A 19028-nucleotide genomic window follows, 5' to 3' on the forward strand; every position below is an offset into this window, starting at 1 on the left:
ACAGGCATGCATAACTCACAAAAAGCCCCACACCAAATACCGGTGCGGGGCGCTTTGAATTAGCACAAAACTGTCTCACAATCACGAGTAAAAGCAGGGCGTGAAAATACAACACGCCCCGCTAAATTATACTCCCAATACAAATCGTGTGACTGCTATTCCACAATCACCATATGCTTCGTCGCGCTGTGCGTACCGGTGCTGACCGTGTACTGCACTACGCCAGTCGCCGCCAGCTCGGAAGACTTAACCGTGATGTGGTTGTAGCCTTTAGAGCCATCCTGGCGGTACAGTTTCAGTACCTTGCCGGTTACGTCGCTGATGGTGATCGTCACCTGTGCTGCCTCTGGCAGGTTGAAGCCAATCACAGTCTCGCCCTTGAATGGGTTCGGCTGGTTCTGGTACAGCTCGAACCTGTCCGCCGAAGCTGTAGCGGAGGCGGAGCCAAACTCGATCGCTACGTCCTGGAAGCTGCCGTCTTTGCCGTAAGCTTCTGCCTTCGTAACTGCTGAGCTTACGCCCAGTACTTCGCTCAGCATCACGTCGCTGTTTGCGCGCAATACCAGTGTGAACAGCTCAATGCCCGTTGGCGCCTTCGCGGAAGCTCCGGACGCCCAGTGCCAGCTTGTCGTGATCATGCCTTCGCCCAGGTAAGCCAGGCCGAAGTTGTCTTCAGTAGCTACACCGCTTACGATGTCTACCAGCTCTACGCCGTTGCTCAGCGTCAGCGTCGCCTGGTAGCCCTCGATGCGTGCCAGCTCAGCAGCTGTGAAGCTTACGCGGTACTCGTTGCCCGCCTTCAGCTCCTGCTCGTCTGTCTGCAGCGCGAAAGCGCCTTCGTAGCTGCGCTCGTCAACTACTGCAAAGCTGTTCGCTGTTGCATCTCCGTTCACATCACCAATCTTCACCGCTACGAAGTCCGCATCTGTGATGCTGGTCGCAGGCAGGTCGTTGATGTTGATCACTTCCGGGAACTGCTCTGCCCATGGGTTAGATGGGTCTGGGAAGACGTAAGCTTCCTCTACAAAGCGCCAGCTGGTGTTGTTAGCGAACTCTGTATCGATGGACAGGATCAGCTTGCGCAGCTGGATCAAGTCCAGAGTAGTGATAGAGCCAGAGTTGTTAACGTCCGCTGCGATGCGCTGGTATGGCGTGCTCAGCGGGCCAACGCCCAGGATGTGCTTGCTGATCAGTACCAGGTCGAACGTAGACACACCGTTGAGGTAGTCGCCGTCGCGCTGTGGCGTGATCGTGTAGTCAAGCCCTGATGTCAGGTTCGTGAATACGTAAGCGCCGTCGTTCTGAGTTGTCATCGCTGTAGAAGCCTGGCCGGAAAGGCTCACTTCTACCTGCTCTACAGGCTCGTTGTTCTCGGTATTGACCGCACCGGCTGCAAGTGGGCTGGACCCGCCGCATACGCCCATGTTGTCCTGTACCAGGATGTACGTCTCGCAGAAGTCGCTGTTGCCCGCTGCATCGTACGCCCAGATCTCGATCACCAGCGTGCCTTCGTCGTCACAGGTCAGCACAAGGCCGGTCTGGTCAGGGCCGTTAGGCTCGCCTGCGCGGTTGATGGAGTACTTGATCGGCTCAGAGCAGTCTGTGATTGGGGAAGCAACGAAGTCGCTCGCCCAGATCTCAGCCATGCCGGCGCCCGGGTCTGGCAGGTTGTCGCCGTCCTCGTCTACTGGCATCAGCTCAATTGCAATGCCGTTCAGGCAGAATGGCGCTGGCGCCTTGCAGTCGATGATGTCGAATGGCAGGATGGCAAGGTCAGAGTTGCCGCAGCCGTCCAGTACGTGCACTTCGAACGCGTGGCTGCCGATTGGCAGGCCGTTCACTGTGATCGTGTAGTCTGGGTAGGAGCCAGATACCACGCCTGTCAGCTCCACAAGGTCGCCGCTCAGGAATGGGTCCAGGAACACCTTGATCGTCAGGTCGTCCGGCGTACAGTCCTCTTCGATGCTGAACGGATAAGTCACGTTCGCGTCACAGTTCACGTTGTCCAGTGAGCAGAATGCGTCTGGCGCAGTGAAGCTGATCTCAGGCGCTGTGTCGTCGTATACCTTGATGATCTGAGTGTACTGGTAGTAGCCCGTCTCATCGTAGTCAAAGTCGTAGTAGTCATTGGAAGTGCCGCAGAAGTTGAACCCTGGCACGTTGTTGCTAGGCGTCTCGTCTGTGTCCTGGTCGAAGTAGATCTTGCCGTTCGGGCGTGCAAGCAGCCAGAAGCCGTTGCCGTTGTTCGCAATGCGGTCGCCGTCGCCTGGCGTGCCGTTGCAGTCCTCGTCGCGGCCTACGATGTAGGGGTCGCTCTCGCCGTCATACTGGCACCAGTTGATCACCTTCCACGTACGGAAGATCTTGTAGCACTCGTCGCCGGATGCAGAGAACTGCTCGTCGCTGCTTGTCACTGCAAGCAGGTCACAGCCAAGCTCGTTGTACTCAACGGTGTCTGGCGTTGGCGTACCACAGTTCGCCTCAGCATCTTCAGGGAAGTAGATCTCGTAGTTGTGCACCTCATTGATCGTGATCACCTGCACACAGCTGTTCGTGCTGCTCAGGCCGTTCACGTCAGTGACGCGGAAGATACGAGTGATAGAGCCGTAGCCGCACTCCAGGTCAGCGTTCGCTGCTACCTGCTGTACGTCTGCTACGCCGCAGTTGTCTGCGCCAGTCGCCATGCCGAACAGGCCTTCCAGCTGATCTGCGTCAGATGCGTCGAAGCCGTATGGCAGGCCGTCGCAATCCACAACTACGTTGTCTGGCGCATCACAGAATGGGTTGATCTTGTCCTCTGGCGTAACGCTCAGCCAGCAGGAGTTCTGGTTGCCGTACTGGTCCGTCACCACCAGTGTGATATCAGATGTAACGCCTACGTCACAGCAGAAGAAGTCGACGAAATCGCCGGTTACGCTGTTCTGCGTGCCGCAAGTGTAAGTGACCGGGTTGAAGTTGTTGCGGAAGATCGCGATAGATACATCGCCGCAGTTGTCCCAGGAGCCTTCGTCAACGTCAGATGCGAACACCCGTGCTAGCGCTGGCTGGCCAGGCACGATGTTGCCGCCGCCGATGCTTACGTTCAGCTGGTCGTCGCATACTGCCACTGGCTCGATCTCGTCGATTACGGAGAATGGGCAGTACAGCTCTGTCTCATTGCCGCAGTCGTCTTCTGCCACATAGCGGAAGAAGTGGCCGCCGAATGGGATAGAGGATACAAAACGGTTCGCGCCAGGCTGGATTGTGCGCACCACTACGGTGTCAATCACGAACTGGCCAGTTGGCAGGCCGTACTGGTTGATCACCTCTTCCTCTGTTGTCGTCACGATCTCGGTGTATACCGTTACGTTAGAGCAGTTGTCGCTCACGCTTGGCATTGGCACTTCGAAAGATGCACCGCAAGAGAATGGGCTTGTAGAGTAAGCGATTGGCGTGCCCGCTGGGCAAGACACCTCTGGCGCTGTGTAGTCGCCTACTTTGATCAGCTGGTTAGCGATCAATGAGCTGCCTGGGTCGCACCAGTCAAAGATAGTCCACTCACGGCGGAACTTGAAGCGGCCTTCGCACTCGTCTACTGTTGGCAGGTCTTCGTAAGAAGCGCCGATGTTGCAGTAATTCGGAGCGATGTCAAAGATGCCGAACGCTGTGAAGATGAACGGATAGCCGGTCAGCTCTGGAGCCGGGTTGCCGTTCGCTAGCGTTGGGAAGTCTTCGTCGCACTCTACCACTGCTGTGAAGCTTGGGAAGTTCACGTCGTCAAGCGTTGGCTTGCGGATCGTGATCTGCTGCTGGCACTCGTCTGTCAGCCCCTGGTCGTCAATAGCAGTGAACGTGCGCGTGATCACTACGTCGCCACAGTCACCTGAAGAAGTGAAGCTGTCCGTCGCTGTGATGTCTACGTTGTCGTCGCAGTTGTCCGTCGCACTTGGCGCGCCTACCCACTGGTAAGTGCCGCTGATGAATGCGGTCTCCTGTGCTACAGAACCTGCGTCGCCGCCGTAGATCTGGCCGAAGTCGTCACAGAACAGCGGGATAGACAGCTGCTCAGTAGTCGATGGCAGTGCAGAGAACGTCGTGTCATACTGGATCGTCCAGTCTGGCAGCATCGTTTCTGTAAAGTTCCATGCGCCTACAAGGCCGTTGCCGTCGCTGAAGATCGTGTGCTCGTAGGAGCCCGTCACGTCTGAGCCGAAGCTGGAAACCAGCACGAAGTACGTCTCGTATGCACGCAGTGGCAGCGTCACGCGCACCTGTGGGTCGAACAAGCCGCCGATCGGGCCTGCGTTGCCAAGGATGTTGTCGTCCGCTGCGTAAAGGATATTCTCACATGGGCTGTCCGCGTCGAAGCTGCCCTGGTACAGTGCAGTGAAGCCGTCGCCCCATGAGGTGTTCAGGTAGATCGTGTAGATATCATCGGCGCTCACCTGGAACTCGATGATGTCGTAGTACTGCCCGCCTGCAACTGGGCCTGCTCCGTCAAGGAAGCAAGAGTAGTCCGCAAGCTCAAGCTGTGCGTCAGTCGTCTCCAGGGCGCCCTGGATCTTCTGTACAGACTCAGAGATTGTCGCTACGTCTGTGTCGTCCGGGCAATCAACAACTGGTGCTGTCTTGTCTTCGCCAGTAATGAAGCCCCAGCATGGCTCGAAGCCTGCTACGTCCGGCCCATCAATCTCGTAAATCCACTGCCCGTGCCCGTCAAGGATGTTGCCGTTGGCGGGGTTGTCATCGTTGACGATAGTGATGGCGAAATCGTCTTCCTGCAGGCAGCCGAAGTTGCCTTCCAGCACCATATCTGCTGTGATAACGCGCGAGCAGTTCTCATCCAGCGTTACGTTGATGTCATCGTTGCACGCCAGGTTCGCTTCCGGCGCATCGTCTTGTGTGACAGACACCCCGAAGGCTTCGCTTGTGCTGTTGCCCGCTGCGTCCACCGCGCCTATGCTCACCGTGTACTGGCCAGGGCCCGCTGTGAAGCAGTAGGTAGTGCCGTCTGCCGTCACCTGGATGGCAGCGCCGCCAGGGCCTGTCACCGTTACCGTGGGCACAATATCGCCCTCGCAATCGTCAATGGCCGTAGCCTGGAAGCAGATTTCTGCCTCGTCCGGCCCACAGGGGTCCAGTTCCTCCGTGATGTTCTGCGATGGGTACACGATGATTGGGGCGGAATTGTCTTCGTCCGCGTTCACCGTAATTGTAGCCGTAGCCTCGGTGGTATTGCCGCCGCCATCGGTGTACGTGCCCACGATGGTGTACACGCCAGGTGGCAGGCTCAGGCTCCACGCGAAGTAGCCGTTCGCAGGGCCCGACAGCGTTGCGTCGAATGGGGGCGCTGGCGCTCCGTTCACCGTGAAGCTGGCTGTGCCAAAGTCTTCATCGCAGTCGTCTTCCAGCTGTACCGCAAAGCTTACCGCTGCTTCGCCTTCGCAGTTCGGCACCTGGTAGGCCAGGTTGCCGGGCATCGTTATTACCGCCGGCGTGTCCGGGTCTTGCACCACTTCTACAGCATGGCCTATTGTTACCCCTTCGTAGCTGGTAACGATCAGGTAGCTGCCCGCGCTCAGGTTGCCCGTGGCTTCGAAGTACGCATAGCCCTCGTTCACCAGGATGTAGGTGATCTCCAGTGGCGCACCGCTGATGCTGATCAGCCCGTCGGGCACATCGCCCGGCTGCAGCTCGCAGTCATAAATATGGCCTGAAAAGACGATAAAGCCGTCCTCAGCACAGTCTTCGATCACGAACTGCCCGTTGCCGGACACGTCCACGATCGGTGCCGGGCTCTGCGCCTGCGTGAGGGTGATGTCAAAGCTGTACTGGCTCGTATTGCCGTAGCCGTCTGTAGCCTCGTAGACTACTGTGTAGGTGCCTGGCGCCAGCACATCGCCCGGCTGCGGGCCGCTGATCTGCTCCAGCTCCACGTCCAGGCTGCAGTCGTCTATTGCTGATACCTGCCAGTTCACAGGGGCGCTGTCTTCGCAGCCCGGGATCTGCACCTGCATGTCGCCAGGGCCGTAGATCTCCGGGGCGCGGCTGTCCACTACCGTGATCTCGTAGGACAGCTCCGTGCTGTTGCCCGCCTCGTCTGTGGCGGTCAGCACCACTGTGTTCGTGCCTATGCCTGCGTGCAGGCTCACCGAATAAACGACCGTCTCCGTCTGGCCGCTACTCCAATTGAGCGCATTAATCAGCAATTGGCGCAGGTTAGCGTCGTTAGCAATTTCTGTAGCTCCATTGGTACCATTGAACGAGAAAACACGGCCAGACTGATATGCCCAGCCAGCCATTCCCACAGCTGTATAGTCATAGCCATCATATGAGGCTGCCATATCGTAAAAGACAGTAGCCCCAGCTTTTGCCGTAAATAAGGAAACCGTACCGCTCGCATCCGAGGGAGTAAATACAAAAGAGCTTGACAAACCATCATTGACTAATGGCTCACTATTCACGCTGGTGTAAGTGACATCTGCTTCCCCTAAATAGTCTTCACCGTTTATCTCAGCTAAATCTACCGGAAGAATAGGCAATAAAGCATCCCATGATCCACTGCCTGTATTATAAGCTGCATTCCATACTGACCACTCAGAAGTGACCAGGCCTCCGCCATTCTCAACGTAAGCAGTTAAATTAGCAGCTGCCTCTGCCGAAAGTGGGTTATTCCAGTTAAAGTTCGCCTGTAAAAAGACCACATCATAGGCGGATAAGTCTTCTGTACCGTCCATTTCCCAAAACTCTTCCCCTAGTGTAACCGAGAGCCTACCGGTAGACTCCAGTTGCGCTACCATCAAATTATCATTAGATGCATCGCCTGAGGAAAGTAAGTATACTGACGTGACCGTACTGCCCTGGCTTGAAAGGGGCGCTACCGTCACCGTCGCCCACGGGCTTACGCCTGCAACATCGCTCTCGATGCTCACGCTCAGCGGGATGGAACCCGCTGCGCTGCAGTTGTCCGTGGCGACCGCCAGCCACTCCAGCTGTACGCCGCACTCCCCTTCTGGGGGCGTATAAGTGAACGACGCGCCAGAGCCCAGCCCTACGCCGCCCTGCGCTGAAACCTCCAGCGACGGGCCTTCCATGTCCTGATTGGACAGCACCACAAAATCTTCCACCTCCAGCGGGAAGCACCCTACGCCGTAGCCGCAGCTCAGCGTGTCCAATAGCTCTACCCGGAGGCTGTAGCTGCCTTCGCCAAGCCCGCTCACGCTGAAGCTATTCGCCAGCGTCGTGTCCGCTGCAACCAATATATCGCTGCCAGCCTGCTCCAGGTACACCGCGTAGCGGCCCGCACAGCCTGATTCTTCCAGCTCAAACAATACGCTGCCGTCTGTGCCGCCGGGGCACGCAGGGCCCGCAGCGCTTATGACCGATGCCATTGGCACAGGGTTGCAGTCTGCGTACAGTGGCCCGGTGATGGACACCACATTGCTCGTACTGATGTTCTCCGTGATCGCAAGGCGGTACTCCTCGCCGTTCTGCAGCGTGCCGTGGGCGATCGTCACGCTCGTTTCTGTCATGTTCACGTAGTCCAGCACCGGGTTGCCCGCGCTGTCTTCTATGTCTACCGTGTACGTCACGCCAGGCTCCCCGCTGATCGGCGACCACTCCAAAGTGATCGAGCCGTCGCAGTTGCAGCTGTACGTGTACGGCACTTCGTAGCCGCCGTCCACTGTGTAGTTCTTCTCCCCTACGCCCAGCGTCACGCACTCCGTGGAACCGCTCGCCGTAATATCGGAGTCCAGCTCCGCTGCGCCGGCCTGATAGCCCGCATACGACCACAGGTTCGGCAGGCTGCCGGCCCATTCGGCACGCCCTTCGTAGTCCAGCACGTAGCCGCCCGCAGGAAGCCCGGTGAACAAAAAGCGCCCTTCGATGTCCGACACCACTGTGTCCACGCCGTTGCCCGAGCAGTCCAGCAGCCGCACTTCCGTGAAGCCTAAGCCCGGCTCGCCGGGGCTCTGCAGACCGTCACGGTCGAAGTCCTTCCATGCACGGTCGCCGATCTCGGCACATACCAACGGCAGGTTGTTGTTCAGCACCAGGTCGCCCGGTGAAAGCACAAACTCCATGTAGAATGGGTTCGCACCGCAGGACGCGTCTTCCATGAAGCCGCTCATCGCTTCTTCCGAGCTGCCCACAATCGTGATGCCCGGCTCGGGGTCCAGCTGCCCGCTGTCGGTGCAGTCCGTGCTGATATCATACCCAGCCGGGGCATTCAGTGTCATCGTGTAGGTCCCGCTTGCGTCCACAAACCACTGATAGAAGCCCGTAGAGCCGTCCGCGACCATCGTCACATTGCCCGGGCCCGTCACCTCAATGGTTGCTCCGCTGATGATCTCGCCACTGTTCTCACAGTAGATGAAGCCCTGTGGGTCCAGCATCTCGCCGCCAATGTCCGGGTCGTTCACGTCCGGGATAAAGTCGCCGTCCGCATCAAGGAAGACACCGGCGTTCAGGTCATAGACGTTCTCCGCACCGGTCTCCAAAGTAAAGCAACGCTCCCCTTCCAGGGAGTAGTCGGAGTCCAGGCTGTCGATAGCGTTGAACTCTACATTAGGTATGGTCAGCACGTAGTCTTCCGCATTGTCCAGCCCCTCGAAGCTAATCTCCATGCAGTAGTCGCCCGCCAGCACCAGCTCGAAGAGGTAGTAACCGTCAGCATCGGCTGTCTGCAACGTGTCGATTTCCCGCCCGATAATATCGGTACCGTACAGGCGTACCTGTACGCCGGGCAGCACTTCTTCAGAAGAAGGCATGGAGCTTGTGCCCGGCAGCGAGGCTTCCTGCTGCAGGAACAAGCCGTTGCGGTCGTTGTCCAGCCAGACAAAGCCCCCAAGGTCGGAGCCGCAGAGCTCATCGAACAGCTCATCGTCCAGCCACTTATCTGTGATCGACAGGCCGGCAGGACCCTCCTCAACAGCTGCTGTGGAAGGTGTATTGGCCTCATTCCCTTCATCTCCACCGGCGTCTAATACCGCCAGCGGTATGCCATTTTCATCAACACCGCCCAAAAAGCGGCCATCGTTGTCCAGCGCCGCAGGGCTGAAATCCCCGCTCGCTTCCACCGCGTCAAAGCAGCCGTCCCCGTCGCTGTCCAGGTCCAGGTGGTTCGGGATGCCGTCTCCGTCTATGTCGGCCACAAATGCAAAGCTAGGACATGACCTTAGACTAATATCGTCCAATGCAAAGTCATTACCTCCTCCAGCTGGCGCAAAACTGATCAGCTCAACTGTAACAGTAGGAGTCGTCGCCTCAAACTCAAGACTATATTCAGTCCAGGTTAACGTATCAACTGCTGGGAAGAACAACTGCCCCGTTTGGTTGGAAGCAAGGGTAACTCCTTCTGAATCAGAAACTCGAAATTCAAGATTTGGCCTGTTACTTCCCGGGTAGCAATTCGCGCAAAAATCAGCAACCCAGGCAGAAAAGACATGGTTCTTTCCCACTTCCAGGCCCGTAACGGGTTGCCGAAAAGCAACCTCTCCAGGGTTAGCACCATTAATCATCAACATGCCTCCATCTCTGACATCACTGCCCTGCGTAGTATGATCGCCTCCCTGAATTCCCCAGCCTCCTCCGGATAGCCTTACATTAGAAATCACAGCGTACTGCCCATCAACTACCACTCTCAAAGAAGGATCAAAATCACTTGTTGATCCAGGGTCAAAATTCCCATCATTGAGCCAAGTGTAGGTGTAGCCGGGGATCAAACTGCTTGACAAAGAGTCTCCATCACCAACTCCTATAGCGCCATTATAGATTTCTGAAGTATTTAAAGCCTCTGCCTCGCTATTCGCACCCGGGGTGCCAAAGTCGTTAAGAAAAAACTGTGTCCCTCCTGTACCACAACTGTAAACACCTTCTACACTATCCAAAATACCATCATTATCACTATCCAGGTCAAAGAAGTCAACGACTCCGTCGCCGTCTGTATCCGTATTCTCGTCCTGCTCATCCTCATTGGTCAGCCCGTCGCCATCACAATCGGCGGCAGCCCACAGGGCGCCTTTAGGCAGCGTAACCGATGCAAACTCGTATTCGCAGGGCTCCAGCGGATCAGTAGAATCTGTCATTGCTTCCTGCCCGTCCGTTACACCGTCATCGTCTGTATCCGCATTGTAGGGGTCAGTGCCCAGCTCCAGTTCATCCGCATTCGTCAGCCCGTCGGCATCACAATCGGCTGTTGCCCAGATTTCATTGGTTGAAACATAGCCTTCATAGCCTTCCGCCTGCACAGGGTCACAGGAGTCTAGTGGGTCAGAGGACTGCTCGTCCTCAGCTGAGTCGCTCACGCCGTCTCCGTCGGTATCGCCCAGATAAGGATCGGTGCCCAAAGCAACTTCTTCTCCATTCGTCAGCCCGTCCTCATCGCAGTCGTCGGCAGCCCAGGTGGCATTGTCTGCATCGTAGCCTGTGTAGCCGGGGTCTTGCGCGGGTGCACAAACATCAACAGCTGTATTCACTCCATCCGGAGTACAAGCACCAAAGCTTTCTGCATAACCAAAGTAAAAGTTGCTATAATTCTCCTCTACCGGATAGGTAAAATCAATTGAGGTATGGGTCCCGGGTACACGTAAAATAACCCGGCCTTCCATTCCTGTAATTGAGGTAGAGTCTTCCTGGGTTACATTTTGTGACCACTCAACTTCTACCGGCACTTCAAATAGAATGCTCACTGCAATTTCAGGGCTACCCACTGAAGAGAAAAGAAACACTGGGTTCTCTATCGGCTCATCAAAGGTCAATGTGTTATTATTAATCTTGGTGTTTCGGATTACCGGATTTATTGGTGGTACATTGTAAGACTGAGGAAAAACGCCAGAATTAGCAATGCCCCCATTTAACACCACAGGCGTGCTGGAAGTGTAAGTGAAACCTATATCATTAATTAAACCAGACACTGTGTTCTCATCTTCCTGGGTGAATTCTCCTGCCCAGAAAAAGTAATACCCACAGCTTTCCTCAAAGTCGCTCACCCCATCCCCATCGGTGTCTTCATTGTAGGGGTCTGTGCCGAGGTCCAGTTCTTCCTCATTGGTCAGCCCGTCCCCGTCGCAGTCTTCTTCCAGCCAAAACAGATTTTCTGCATTGTAATCAGTATAACCGGGTTCTTGCATAGGGCTGCAAGCCTGAAGGTAATCCGGTGTGCCATCCTCGTCGGCATCGATCGGATTGTCCGGGTCGGGCCCAGCCTCCGTGAGGTCGTCAATGCCATCGCCATCGCAGTCGGTCGGCTCCACGAAAATCTCTACCACCTCGGAGGGCTGCAGGGTCTCGAAGTCGAGGTTATCAAAAGACGCCCTGAGGCGGAACCAGGTCGTGGTCTCCAATTCTCCCGGATTCAGGCTAAGCGAAGTAGCGCCCATAACGTTTTCCCACCCTGCTTCGTCATCAGGGTCCGACATATTGGACTGCCACTGATAGAATAAGGTGGCAGGGCCTGTTTCCTGTTCGGCTGTGATCTCGGCACCCTCCGTACGCCAGCAAATGGCCTGCTGCTCGCCGGCAGTAATGACCGGTGCTTCGTATGGTACGCCCAGGGCAAAAGCCTGATAATCGTCGGGGACGAAGGGTGTTGTCCGGATAAATGCAAAAATAGGATTTACTTCTGTTTCAACTGGCCCAAGATCAGCCCACTCTTCCCCTGTCCAACCAACACAAGTAAGGTCAGCCGGATTGATGCTCTCACCTACATCGAAGAAGCCTTCGCCTAAAACGAAAACAACAAACGCAGAATCCTGACCTATAATATCCCAGTAACCTGCATCAGAAACCAATCCGATGCCCTCGCCCAGGCTCGATCTGGAAAAAGGTGCACCTTGCGGTAAGGTAGCTGCGGTAGGATCGCCTGCAAAGAAAGCAGCCTTAAACATGCTTACCCCACAATCTACCGGTGCAGCTGAAGCAAGGTATATACCACCCCGCACCCCATCGTCACTGAGTAATAGCTCTAAACTGGGAAAACCTTCTTCCGACTCGAAGCTTGTCCAGCCTGCGTAACCATCAATGCCCGCAGTAGGGAAAAAACCTGGTGATGGAATAGGTATCTTGACATCACCTACAAAGTGCACAAAATCGTCTGTTTGAGTCCGATCTGTGATGATGCTTCCTTTATCACCTGGACTGTCCCACTCTCCTAAAATCTGCCATTCTCCCTGCAAGTGAATATCTCTGAACTGCTCCACATTATACATCCTGATGGGTGCATTGGCGTAGATATCGGTCTTGACCAGGCTGGTATCAAAGACATTATCGCCCTGCTCTGCCCCCATTGCATCACAGGGGTCATCGTAGACAGCCATACAGTCTTCGCCTGTCTCAGAGAACCCTCCGTCGTTGACAATGACGCTCACGGAGGTGTAGTGCACCGTACCCGAATTAAGGAAGTGCCCATCGGCAGTCACCCTGAGGGTGTCAAAGAAGAACGCCTGTTCCCCTTCGACGGACTCGCAACCGGTAATGGTGTGCTGAGCCCATGTCAACCCTGGCCAACTCAGTAGGAGAGCCAGCCAGAATAGTGTTAACCTTCTTTTCATGATCAAATTAATTTGTTGATTAGCTTTTAAAAATCTATTTCTCTTGCCGTGCATCCAGCCACAGCAATAAGGAAGGCAAATCGACAGCCCTCCTGAGCAAACGGCCGGATGCATCCGCCACAAAAAGCGTCGGGGTACCCGTTATGCCGTAATTCACAAAATTATCTCCGTTGAAGCCCTGCCCGTCGAACAGTTGCTGCTCCCAGGGGAAAGCCGAAGCGGTATCTTCAAAAGTGAGCCGATCGGTATCTGCACTGATGGTAATGACCTCCACTCCTGCCTGCCTAATGGCATCATAGTTGGCCATTAGTTGCTGCAGCATGATTTCGCAAGGGCCGCAGGTGCTTTGGTAGAACACCAGCAACTTTAGCCGCCCTTCCTCCGCATTCCAGGCCAGGGGTCTACCATCCGCTTCAAGCAGAGCAGGCACTTCTGCCCCCACAGCCACCTGATTGGCTTTCAGCAGATACTCCGGTGTGCGGAGCAGCCGGTCGCTTTGCATCATGGCATCCGATAGCTGCTGCAGCACTTCCTCTTTTCCAAACTTGGTGAGGTAGCGTGCGAACAGCTCGCAGAAGGAAGTAAAGGCTTCGGGGCTTGCTATGCGGTCAAGGATCTGCAGAGCACCCTGATGCAGCAGGCTGTCCGTTTGGAGGAGCTGGGTATGTAGTTGTACCCAACTGTATATCACCCCGGACCAATGATTGGAAGTGTACAGGTCCATCCAATCCATCTCCTTTTCCAGAAAAGTGGCTGCCTCTCGTGCCAGGACTTCCTCCTTCTGCCCAAGGGCAGTGCCCTGCCCCCGGGTGAATTGGACGATTTCCAGAAAGCGGGCCGCATACAAAGGACTTTGGCGGAGGGTGTCCTGCAGCTTGGCATAGGTTTGAGCAAGGGCTGCTGCCTCCGCGCTGAAAACGGACGCAAGCGGCTCATCCGGCCCGTACAACTGCAGAGCTGCCTGCATGACCGAGTACCGGTCTCTCAGCCGCTGCTGACGGCGGTGGTGCTCCCGGAGAAAGCGGTTCTCTACTGAACCTTCAAAGGTGATGCGCTCCTCCGTTGGCTGCTCGTCGGGACAGACAATCTGAAAGTCCTCCCCATTGAGCACCATGTCTACCCCTCCGCCCTTACGGAGCATCCACCGCCCCATACCGCGGTAACCGCTGTAGGCTGCCGGCCAATCGATAAACAGGGTATCGCCTTCCGGCATACGCCCGCTGAGAATGGTATCCTGCCCATCACCCTGCGGCAACAGAAAGTCCCACTCCTGTCCGGCAAAGTGCGGAAAGTAGATGCTGATACGCTGAGCGGTAGCCGCATTAGCTATGAATAACATACCTACGAGCAGCCATCCGCTTAACGGAGACGCTCCCAATGACTTGCTAATCCAGGTACCATATTGCAGCCCGTTGAAATTGACCATCAATCCTTTATACATCGGACAGAATTTCCACCGCCTCTATAATCATCGTACCTGTTCACACCATTTGATGAAATGTAGAGCGATCGAGCATCATTTTCATTAACGCTACTAGACCAAACACTAGCCCCGTTTACACCATAGTAGTCTCCGTCATAACCCCGATATCCCCCAGTTGGCAATTTGAGCACAGAGCTGAAAGCCCCTGCAATATCTTGGGATTCCCAGGATGCGATTTCCTCATCCCATTCCGCTTCAGTAGGCACCCGATATCCTTGAGGACAAGGGTTGTTCGTCCCGTTAACCCCCTGCCATAAATCTGCGTTAGGGGTAGAACGCCAATCTTCATTTGAAATAAAATCACCGTGTTCAGGTGTATCAGAATCACTTTGGATCTCTGTTGTTTCCGAAGTAGTCACTCCATCCCCATCATAACGGTTAATGCACTCATGCCCATCAGCTGAACGCCCCCACTGGAAAAGCGAGCCGTAAGCCTCTGCATCATCGACGCTCGTTGCGGCGCGGCTGGCCCCCAGGTTTCGGTCCATCCACGTTTTCCCTGTGGTGGGGTTGGTGACATCTACAATTGCAGTCGTACTACAAGAGTTTGTAACATCAGGTGTGCCAGGGCAAACAATAGGCTCCCAGCTCGGGCTATCCGGTGTGCCCAAATTAATTTCCAGACAGACGGTAGTGGTATTGAAAAGCATCAGGCTTGTGGCCGGGCTTGTGATCTCATCCCGCTGCGCAGTGGTCATACGCGGGAACAGCACCCCTTTACCAGTGCTCTGCACATCGAGCATGCTACTGTTGTCAGGAGTAGCGCCACCGATAATGGTTTGGGCGACAAGTACCCCTCCCGGGCAAAGGCTGAATATTGTAATAAGGAGCAGTACGGCACGGGCATAGAAACTGCCCCCGTAGCGCTGATTTGATTGTAAGTACATTTTGTTTAATATTGTTGTTTTACCAATTGCAGGAAAACGTATTTATCGTTCCCCTGCGTAGAATGGATAAGCAGATCTCAGTTCCTGCCTTTAGTCTTTGATGCAGCGGACCGCCATGCCTGTAGCAGAGTTAAAAAGGGTAACCTCCCCCTGTAGAATATCTAGACGATACATCCGATCTTCTCCATTCGTATCACTGGACCAGTACCAGCCTTGTTCAGTTGGATTAAAAATATTTGCGGTAAAGGCGTCGCGAATACCCGTAGTCACCAGTTTAAGGGGAGAACCATAAGCCCCAGCTGTGTTACTCGAAGACCAGCTTGCAATCTCTGCCTCCCACTCTGCTTTAGTGGGCAAACGGTAACCCGTTGGGCAGGGATTATTGACCCCATCGACGCCCTGCCATAGATTCGTACTTTGAGGAGACAACCAATTGTACGGAGATCCAGTATTGATTTTTTTTCCATCCCATGTATTTCCCAAGTTAGGCGTTGCAGTGGTTGCGATTGTTGACGTCGTAGCACTGTTCCGGCACTGATGCCCTTCGCTAAAGCGTCCCCACTGGAATAAGCTTCCTGCAGCCTCCGCATCGGTAGAGGAAGTAGCAGCCCTTGACGCCCCCAGGTTACGGTCCATCCATGTTTTGCCCGTCACGGGGTTGGTCACATCCACAATAAGGGTGGGGCTGGAAGGGTCACAACTGTTAGGAACTACATTAGGAAGGTTTAAGTCCACCTGACAGGACTGCCCTCCAATTTCCAATTGGAAAGAAGCCTCCCCCGAGCCCATAAAGCTGCCCGACAGGGTGAGCGTCAGCGAGCTGTCCCCTTCCGCTACTGTACCTGCTGCCAGATTGGCCGTCAGCCCCGCCAGGCCGCCGGAAGCAATAGATTGGGCGCTGTAAGGCCCCCCATTCCCTCCTGTGTACGGAATAGAAACCGAGGCGTCTGACACTTCTTCACCAGACAGCAATACTCCCGATAAGGAAGCATCATCGCAGGAAAGGGACGCTACCTGAGCAACCCGGCAGATCACCTCCACCCAGGAAGGGCTTTCCGGCGTACCGGCATTCATCTCCAGGCATATAGAAGTGGTATTGAAAATCATCAGCCCGGAAGCCGGGCTTTCCACCGCATCGCGCTCTGACTCGCTGAGACGGGGGAAAAGGACGCCCTGTTCTGTGCTCCTAATATCCAAAATAGCAGACTCGTCGGGAGCCGTCAGGCCTCCTATGACGGTTTGTGCAGATGTGGACAGCGTGTGCAGCAGCAGTACGGCAAGGGCCATCACTGTGCGAATTGAAGGCGGGAATAGTACTTCCCTTTTTGCCCGGTTGGGCTGTGTGTTATTCGTGTACATTGATTTTTGTTTTTGAGTTGAGGACTAAATCCAACAGAACTGTTACTGCCCGGACTCCGCAGGAGTTTCATCTGTAACTACAGACTCTTGTTCCTCCAGGCATGCGATAGCCGACCAGGCTGGTGTATCAGTGCTGCCCAGGTTGATTTCCAGACATCCGGAAGTGGTATTGAAGAGCATCAGGCTCAGTGCCGGATTAGCAATTGCGTCTCGCTGTGTCGCTGTCATCCGGGGGAAGAGCACGCCAGCATCCGTACTTTGAATGTCTAATATGGCGGAGGCATCGGGGTCTTCCCCACCTACGGCAGTCTGTGCATTAAGAGCAGAGCTGGTCAGCATCATGCCCAGCAGGAGTACGGTAACCGACATAGCATGGGCTACCGCAAAGCCGGTACGCTTGTACCTTTTGGTCTGATTTTTCATTGTGGTGTCTTGATTTTATCAATGAGTATTATAATTGCTGTATGAATCAGATTACCTGATTGAACAGGTACAATAATACGCCTGAAGAGCCTTGGATTTAAAACTACACAACTGAAAGAAACGCCAACGCAGTAGAAAAAAAAGCAGGAGCCTGGCAGAAATTTCGATAACAGTACACGGTTTTGACTATATACGCATTGTAAGCTATGTAATATCAGCCCGAACCGCATTCAGCTCAACCTGTTAAAAGCCTATCCAAACTCAGTTTCCGAAATTTCGAATAACACATAACAATGATTATCAATCCTTAACAAGTTAAACAAAAAAAACATACACCTGACCAACATCTCTTTTAACTTAATTTTCGGGCACCTTTATGAACACTTTAGTGGATTTGTAGACTTTGTGTAGTATCTTGAATTAAGTTTTATTACCCGAACAAATATGCAGAAACACAATACCTGGCTCATTTTCTTGTGCCTGATTAATTTCTACTCACTACTTGGCAATGATACCCTTTTGGTAAAGGTATTTTCCTACGAAAACGCTATCAATACTATAGCCCATGATGAAAAGGGCACTGTATATGCCTCTTTTGATTCTGGAGTATATGCACTAGACACCAACAATGGCGATTTAGTGCTCCACGATCCATCCTTTAATGGCTGCATCTACTATACAGATCGCCTTATTTATCTTAATCCAGAAACCGAGTACTTCGTCTATCCCTTGATAGACTCCATTAAGATGATAAATCTTAGGTGGCTGGCGCACCTCCCTCCCTCAGATTTGCAGTCTGTGCTCACTGTGGCTGTTGACAGCCTGGGTTACCATTATGTAGCTACCGACTACCATATTTACAAGTTCCGAATAGAAAAAGCCATCAACAAGATTTTGCCCATCTATTCTATACGAGGCATACAGCCTTACAAAGGTGAAACCTATCTAAATACTTACAATGGGCTATTTAGAGATGATAACTTAATCAACCCTCTAATCATCGGAGGAGATTTATTCCTTTCTGCCTCCAAAGAGCTTTTTGCTTCTTCTGGCCGGCAACTGTTACGAATCGAAGGAACCGAAAGCCACGTGGTTGATCTTGGAGATGATCTTGCACATTGGATAGAAGCCGATTGGCGCAATATCATTCAAATTGAACAAAACCAAGATGGTGCCTGGTTAATCGGTACGGACAAGGGACTCGCCGTAGTACAGCCCGATACAATCCTTTTTTTACTTCCGGATATCAGTATTGAAGAAATCAGGCCGATACGGAACGGTCATTTGTTAGCAACCTCCCAAGATATGTTCCTGCTTCATCCTGATCTTACCCTAACCCCTTTCCAGTTTCCGCCTAAATACTATAACCAATCCATAAACCAGGGAGATAAACTCCTGCTTGCCACTGATTCAGGGCTCTACCAATTCAGCCCACACTCCCCCGAAGTCCGGCCTGTTTTAACGAAGACCTCCAAAGGGGCCGTTATCAAAGTCCAAAGTATGGTTAAAGATGAGCTGGGTTTTCTGTGGTGTGGCACCAACAACGGGCTTTATCAGGTTGATCTGACGGATTATTCCCATAAATATTACCTCGACAAAGTAGAATTTAACAAGCGCTCCTTTTACAGGAACAGGGACACCATTTATATGGGTGCGATAGATGGATTATACACCTGGGCTCCGTCTGACTTCACCGACCCCACACTAGGCAGGCAGCCATATCCTTCAGCTGTCACAAGTAAGCGGGAAGAGACCGGACTCAGGAAGTTATATTTAATTTTACTTTTACTTGTGGCTACAGCTTCCAGTTTCCTGTTCTTAATGCGGCGGAAGAAAAATACAACCCAAGCCCCCCCGTACGAGCAGCCCCTTTCCCCGCCCTCAGCAGCAGACCGGAAAGCACTGATTGATGAATTTATCCATTCCAATATCAATACCGTAACGGTACACAGCCTTTGTGAGTTTTTGGACCTTAAAAAGAATGAACTCTATGCCCTAACGAGAACCCTGTATCGTAAAACTCCAGGTCAGCTCATTAGAGAAAAACGCAAAGCAATCGTCTTGGAAACTTATAAAAACAACCCTGAAACGCCTATAGATGAGCTAGCTAGCATTGTGGGGTATTCAGAACGACATATTCAAAACATTTTGGATACAGAGTAATCATTAGGCAATAAGATGATTGCGGTATCTCCACCTCCGAATTCGTCCCGTATGCCTGACCTTTCTATTATTTTCCAGATTACGTCCAGTACCCTGCTGGCTGATATGCCATAATTTCAAAAATCCTGAGCTGTTGGGCTATATGTATTTAGCCACTCAGTGCACTTATCCCCACCCTTAAGA

The 19028-nt window shown here is 53.6% G+C and carries 6 protein-coding genes; 1 reads left to right on the plus strand and 5 read right to left on the minus strand.

Translation table 11 applies throughout. The annotated features are described in order from the left end of the window. Nucleotides 1-155: 155 nt before the first annotated feature. From ACO08I_RS04430 to ACO08I_RS04450, 5 genes are all read right to left on the minus strand, one after another. Nucleotides 156-12530 (minus strand): SdrD B-like domain-containing protein, encoded by a 12375-nt coding sequence (locus tag ACO08I_RS04430; protein WP_421948616.1) that lies wholly within the window; start codon nt 12528-12530, stop codon nt 156-158. A gap of 34 nt (nt 12531-12564) precedes the next feature. Continuing rightward, nucleotides 12565-13971, minus strand: coding sequence for a TlpA family protein disulfide reductase (locus ACO08I_RS04435; RefSeq protein ID WP_282775830.1), 1407 nt, complete (start codon nt 13969-13971; stop codon nt 12565-12567). Beyond that, complete coding sequence (locus ACO08I_RS04440) at nt 13956-14900, minus strand: FISUMP domain-containing protein (protein ID WP_282775832.1); 945 nt, start codon at nt 14898-14900, stop codon at nt 13956-13958. Before ACO08I_RS04440 ends, ACO08I_RS04435 begins: the two co-directional genes overlap by 16 nt. Before the next feature lie 90 nt (nt 14901-14990). Next, a complete protein-coding gene (locus tag ACO08I_RS04445; protein ID WP_421948617.1) occupies nt 14991-16259 on the minus strand; it encodes a hypothetical protein in 1269 nt (422 codons plus the stop codon). A 42-nt stretch (nt 16260-16301) separates the two neighbouring features. Next, nucleotides 16302-16682, minus strand: coding sequence for a hypothetical protein (locus ACO08I_RS04450; RefSeq protein ID WP_421948618.1), 381 nt, complete (start codon nt 16680-16682; stop codon nt 16302-16304). A 444-nt stretch (nt 16683-17126) separates the two neighbouring features. Here ACO08I_RS04450 and ACO08I_RS04455 point away from each other — a divergent pair, with 444 nt between their 5' ends. Next, nucleotides 17127-18845, plus strand: coding sequence for a hypothetical protein (locus ACO08I_RS04455; protein ID WP_421948619.1), 1719 nt, complete (start codon nt 17127-17129; stop codon nt 18843-18845). Nucleotides 18846-19028 lie beyond the last annotated feature (183 nt).

This window comes from Phaeodactylibacter xiamenensis, assembly GCF_965229835.1.
GTDB classification, from domain to species: Bacteria; Bacteroidota; Bacteroidia; order Chitinophagales; family Saprospiraceae; genus Phaeodactylibacter; species Phaeodactylibacter xiamenensis.

Coding starts and splice junctions, on each gene's coding strand:
- ACO08I_RS04430 (WP_421948616.1), bottom strand. CDS start 12,530: ATGAAAAGAAGGTTAACACTATTCTGGCTGGCTCTCCTACTGAGTTGG.
- ACO08I_RS04435 (WP_282775830.1), bottom strand. CDS start 13,971: ATGTATAAAGGATTGATGGTCAATTTCAACGGGCTGCAATATGGTACC.
- ACO08I_RS04440 (WP_282775832.1), bottom strand. CDS start 14,900: ATGTACTTACAATCAAATCAGCGCTACGGGGGCAGTTTCTATGCCCGT.
- ACO08I_RS04445 (WP_421948617.1), bottom strand. CDS start 16,259: ATGTACACGAATAACACACAGCCCAACCGGGCAAAAAGGGAAGTACTA.
- ACO08I_RS04450 (WP_421948618.1), bottom strand. CDS start 16,682: ATGAAAAATCAGACCAAAAGGTACAAGCGTACCGGCTTTGCGGTAGCC.
- ACO08I_RS04455 (WP_421948619.1), top strand. CDS start 17,127: ATGCAGAAACACAATACCTGGCTCATTTTCTTGTGCCTGATTAATTTC.